Annotated in this window: 2 protein-coding genes and 1 pseudogene; all 3 read right to left on the bottom strand. The window is 68.4% G+C overall.

Annotation, left to right across the window (positions count from 1 at the left end):
• Positions 1-163: 163 nt before the first annotated feature.
• Complete coding sequence (locus tag AAC083_RS09115; RefSeq protein WP_108536401.1) at positions 164-1159, bottom strand: VWA domain-containing protein; 996 nt, start codon at positions 1157-1159, stop codon at positions 164-166.
• Complete coding sequence (locus tag AAC083_RS09110; protein WP_108536400.1) at positions 1156-1719, bottom strand: DUF4381 domain-containing protein; 564 nt, start codon at positions 1717-1719, stop codon at positions 1156-1158. The genes AAC083_RS09115 and AAC083_RS09110 overlap by 4 nt, the downstream gene beginning before the upstream one ends.
• Positions 1704-1801 (bottom strand): annotated as a pseudogene (locus tag AAC083_RS09105) (DUF58 domain-containing protein); the annotation flags it as partial. The gene AAC083_RS09110 and the pseudogene AAC083_RS09105, both read right to left, overlap by 16 nt.

Here is a 1801-nt window from a genome sequence, read left to right as displayed (position 1 = left end):
GGGTACGGCGGCGCCCCGGCAGCAGGTAGGCCTGCATGGCGGGGGCGAGCAACGGTGGCTGCCGGCGACGACGCCAGCCCTGCCACAGCCAGGGCAGCAGGGCCAGCAGCCAGAGCGGGCGCAAGAGGATCAGCTCCATGACGGCCATCCCTGGCAGCGTGGTTTAATCATGAGCCTGCCCCCGTGGCAGTCGCCAGCGTAGACGCAAGGAGGGTGGCCAGCGCAGCCGGGCGGGCCAGCTCAACAGCAGCCAGGCCAGCGCCAGCGGCCAGGGGTAGAGCTCGACGTTGGGTCGATAGTGGGTGTGGGGCGTGGCGACGGGCTCCAGGGTATCCAGGGTCTGGTTGATGGCATCGAGATCGCTTTGGGTGCGGGCGCGGAAATAGCGGCCATGGCCCATTTTGGCCAGTTGTTGCAGCAGGGCCTCGTCCAGCTCGGTGCTGGGATCGCTCTGAGCCGGAGCCAGTGCCTCGGCGAAGGTATCGGGATCGGCCCCCACCCCCAGGGTATAGAGGGTCATGCCGCTGGCAGCGGCCCGTTTTGCCTCGCTCAGGGGATCGGCGTTGCCCGCCGTGTTGCGACCATCGGTGACCAGCAGCAGAGAGGTGGGGCGGTTGGGGTCGGCGTGCTGGCGGGCCAGCATTATGGCTTCCCCCAGTGCTGTGGTGCGGCCCACCAGATCGAAGTCCAGCTCGCGGGCCAGGGTGAGTAGAGCCTGGGTCTCCTGGGTCAGGGGCGACAGCAGGTAGGCGTGATCGGCGAAGACGATGAGGGCGATGCGATCGCCGGGGCGGGCCTGGATCAGCTCACTTATCTGCTGGCGCACCGCACTGAGCCTGTCTCGCTGTTCTCCCTCATCCAGCATGTCCTGGGTACGCATGCTGTCGGAGAGATCCACCGCCAGGATCAGATCCCGGCTGCTCTGGTAACTGACGAGGGGCGGCTCCTGCCATTGGGGGCGGCACAGGGCCAGCACCAGGGCGCACCAGCACAGGGCCATGCGCCAGAGTGGCTGGCCGGCGTGGGCACGCAACAGAGGAAAGCCGTCGTGCGCCAGCGTAGTCCCATTATGCTGGCCGGTTGAATGCGGCGGCAGGCCGAAGCGCACCAGGAGTGGCAGTACCAGTGCCAGCGCAAACCAGGGCCAGGCGAGGATCATGATGATCTCCCGGTCCTAGTGCTGGTGCGCAGGCGCGCCAGACCCTGTTGCCAACGGATCCTCAGTGTGATCACCCTCTGTGGCAGGCAGCAGCAGGCTCGCCCCCAACGGAGGTAGGCGCGGCGCAGCGCCTCCCGTTGGCGGGGATCCGGTATCCCCTGACCGTAGAGCCAGTGTGGCCACAGGGGGGCAAACTCACGGAACTGGCTGCCTCCCTGCCTGTCCAGAAACGCGAGCCAGGCCTCCCCTTGCAAGGTGCGCGCCTCGGGCCAGCGGCCAAGGGCGGCCTCGCGCAGCGCGGCCTGCAGTCGGGGCACCAGCTCGGGCGCCTGCCAGTCGATTTGTCGCTGCCAACGGCGATAGCGCAGCAGGCTGAGCAGGGCCGCGCCGATCAGCGCCCCCATCAGCAGTATGATCAGCAGCGCCCACCAGCCCTGAAGGCGGGGATCCGGTGCCTGGACCAACATGGGGCCAGGGTGGATGTCGCGCAGCTGCGCCGCCAGCGCGGACACGGGAGGCGCGCTGTAGATGGCGGCGAGCAGGCTCAGAACTGGCGACACGCACCCTCCTGCCACTGGCGTTGCAGCGGCTGGCCGTTGTCGAGCCGGTAGAGACGCTGCACCAGCGGCAGCAGTTGCTGAT

Source organism: Aeromonas sp. HMWF014 (assembly GCF_963878295.1).
GTDB classification, from domain to species: domain Bacteria; phylum Pseudomonadota; class Gammaproteobacteria; order Enterobacterales; family Aeromonadaceae; genus Aeromonas; species Aeromonas popoffii.
The sequence above is the reverse complement of the archived record's forward strand: the minus strand, read 5'-3'. Positions and strand labels throughout refer to the sequence as shown.

Excerpts from the sequence above, each read along its gene's own strand:
- AAC083_RS09115 (WP_108536401.1), bottom strand. The coding sequence starts at position 1,159 with ATGATCCTCGCCTGGCCCTGGTTTGCGCTGGCACTGGTACTGCCACTC.